A 2,815-nucleotide genomic window follows, 5' to 3' on the forward strand; every position below is an offset into this window, starting at 1 on the left:
TGGGCTGTTCGCCCATTAAAGTGGCACGCGAGCTGGGTTCAGAACGTCGTGAGACAGTTCGGTCCCTATCTGATGCGGGCGTAGGAAATTTGAGAAGATCTGACTTTAGTACGAGAGGACCGAGTTGGACGAACCTCTGGTGTATCGGTTGTTCCGCCAGGTGCAGTGCCGAGTAGCTATGTTCGGAAGGGATAAACGCTGAAAGCATCTAAGCGTGAAACCCACTTCAAGATGAGATTTCCCTTGAGAGTCGTGGGAGATGACCACGTTGATAGGCTACAGGTGTAAGTGTTGAGAAACATTGAGCCGAGTAGTACTAATGACTCGATTGAATTTCAAGATGTAGTTCGAGCAATGATGAACCTTCCCCTCTGTTAAATTCTATAAGAACATTCAATATAGCAGACTCAATTGTGAGTCTGACGAAAGTAAGGGTGGTTATAGCGCAGGTGTTCACCTCTTCCCATTCCGAACAGAGACGTTAAGCCCTGCTGCGCCGATGGTACTACGCTATTCCGTGGGAGAGTAGGTCGCCGCCCACCTTATTTTCTTTTGAAACCTCGCTTTTGCGAGGTTTTTTTTTGCCCTTTACTTTGCTCACTTTTCTAAAAAAACACCTTTCCGCAAATAAACATTTGCGGGATTTTGAATAAAATAGCAGGTTGAAAATTGATGCAAAATGTCGCATTTCCTTTTTTAAACAACAAGCACTTTTTTATTCAAAGCAAAATTTTTACTCTGCTATTTTTCGTGTTTTTGTTTTTGTATAATACTGATAATCAAGACTTTAAAATGCTTTTTTTACACTGCCCTTTTCAAAAAGATTACAAAAATTAACTTTTTAAAAAAAAGCAGCCTAATTATCTTGTTTTCAATGTGTTAAGATTGCAAAAATAAAAAAACAAGCCTTTATCGCCTACTTTTATCTTATCTGCACGCTCTTTTTTGGCTAAGAAAAAAAGGCAATAGGGTACTATCTTTACAAAAAATCAATTTTGTAAAGATAAAGACTTGATTACAAGCATTTTAGACTATTTTTTTTCTGACCTCTTTTCGAAAAAAGTTTTGAAAATTAACATTTGAAAAAAAATAAGCTAACTGCCTTTTTTTCAAATAGTTAGAAATACAATTTTGAGTTTATTGTACCCAAAACACACTAAAATTCCAAAAGGCGGGTAGCCTCTGCCGCAGAGGTAGCCCTTTGTAAAATCTTTTTGCGCTTGATGCCAATTTTTTCGGGTAGCAAAGCAGCAAGGCGAATGACCTCGTAAGTGGTGCGCTGCCATTTCCCTGAAAATATTTTTTCGCGCAAATTCGGCTCGATGGAAGAGAGTCTATCAACGGCATCAGCAAAGAGCAGGTATCGCGCCTCGAAGCGATTGCGCGGCACTAAGCCCATTTTGCCTTTCAAATAAGTAGCTTGGGCTTCGTTGAGTTCGAACTGGCTCAAAAGGCGTTGAATGATAAAACGCTTGACGGCATTTTCATCTTCAAAGTCTTTGACTTCAAAACGAAGCTCATGCGCAAAACCCTCCTTTTGGTCTATATCCAAAAACGCCTCGTATTGGGCGTAGCCTTCCACCAAGATATAAACCTCACGCACGCGCGTCTGCCAAAGCAGGAGCGGCTCTTCAAATCCTTTCTGTGCTAATTGGCGGCGCAAGGCGGCAAATTCCGCTGCCGAAGGCGTAGGATACAGTGCCTTCCATTCGGGCTTGACCAAGATAATCGGACGCATTGGCACAAGGCTATTTTGAGCCTGATGTTGGGTCTGATGCTGTGCCTTTTGGCGAATCTCCTGTGCGCCTGCACTCTGTTGAAATTTCTTTTTACTCATAACTCCATTGGGTTTGCTTTATAGATGCGCGGTATCGCCTTTTAAAAGCGCGTGAGCAACTCTTGGGCTAAGGCGGCGTAATCCTCTGCCCCCGACGACTTAGGCGCGTAGGTAAAGATGTCTTCCCGATTTAAAGCTGCCTCTTCAAGGGCTACATTCTGCCGAATGACTGCCTCAAAGACATGCCCCTGATACAATTCACGCAAACTGTCGGCTAAATGTTTTCGCACAACAGTATGATTGACCTGTGTAAGCACCATGCCGCCCATCAGGAGCTGCGGATTGAGAAACTTTTTAATCCGTTCTACCACCTCGATAAGCGTTTGAAGTCCCTTAATTGCCAAATAACTTGCCTGCACAGTTACCAATAAATGCGTTCCCGCTACCAGTGCATTTAAAGTAAGCGCACCTAAACTCGGCGGACAATCCATTATCACAAATTGATAGTGGTCTTGCACTTTTTCCAACGCCGTTTTTAAAGCATAATTTCCAGAAATGCTATCGGATTGCAAACGCAATTCTGCTTCGGTGCATCTTAATTCAGAAGGAAGCAAATCTAAGTTTTCCCGAAGAGAAATCAAAGGCAGCTTTTCTAAGTCTTTGTCTATCAAGACGTTATAAAGCGTTTTTTGTCCCTCTGAAATTTCTACCCCACAAACAGCCGTCATATTAGCCTGCGGGTCGAGGTCAAGAAGGAGCGTTTTATAGCCCATTCGCGCCAAAGCATGACCTAAATTATACGCCGTTGTTGTTTTACCAACACCTCCTTTGTGATTCAAAGTGACCACCATGAAAGTTTTGTACTCTGTACTCATACTGTCTAATGTTTGATTTTTTTTGTACCAAAAAAGCTCCAAAATATAAGCAACTTTCTTTTTTTCAGTAGGCAAAGATAGCAATTTTGCAAAAAATGCCCAATTTTGTTTAACGCGGAATATGACTATTTTTTCTCTTTTTCAGTCTAAACTCTTTTTTTTT

2 protein-coding genes and 2 rRNA genes are annotated in these 2,815 nt (G+C 41.7%); 2 read left to right on the forward strand and 2 right to left on the reverse strand.

Features of this window, described 5'->3' with window-relative positions:
- Both G500_RS0108035 and rrf read left to right on the forward strand, forming a co-directional pair.
- Window positions 1-341 (forward strand): 23S ribosomal RNA (locus tag G500_RS0108035); the annotation flags it as partial.
- A gap of 89 nt (window positions 342-430) precedes the next feature.
- Window positions 431-542: ribosomal RNA gene (rrf, locus tag G500_RS0108040) — 5S ribosomal RNA — on the forward strand.
- 614 nt (window positions 543-1,156) lie between these two features.
- Here the strand turns inward: rrf and G500_RS0108060 are convergent.
- Both G500_RS0108060 and G500_RS0108065 read right to left on the reverse strand, forming a co-directional pair.
- Window positions 1,157-1,837 carry a hypothetical protein gene (locus G500_RS0108060; protein ID WP_027002186.1) on the reverse strand — a complete coding sequence of 227 codons (681 nt, stop codon included), beginning with the start codon at window positions 1,835-1,837 and terminating at the stop codon, window positions 1,157-1,159.
- A gap of 41 nt (window positions 1,838-1,878) precedes the next feature.
- Window positions 1,879-2,652: a ParA family protein gene (locus G500_RS0108065; RefSeq protein ID WP_245574476.1), complete on the reverse strand. Its 774-nt coding sequence runs from the start codon at window positions 2,650-2,652 to the stop codon at window positions 1,879-1,881.
- Window positions 2,653-2,815 lie beyond the last annotated feature (163 nt).

The organism is Hugenholtzia roseola DSM 9546 (assembly GCF_000422585.1).
Lineage (GTDB): Bacteria > Bacteroidota > Bacteroidia > Cytophagales > Bernardetiaceae > Hugenholtzia > Hugenholtzia roseola.

Excerpts from the sequence above, each read along its gene's own strand:
- G500_RS0108060 (WP_027002186.1), bottom strand. The coding sequence starts at position 1,837 with ATGAGTAAAAAGAAATTTCAACAGAGTGCAGGCGCACAGGAGATTCGC.
- G500_RS0108065 (WP_245574476.1), bottom strand. The coding sequence starts at position 2,652 with ATGAGTACAGAGTACAAAACTTTCATGGTGGTCACTTTGAATCACAAA.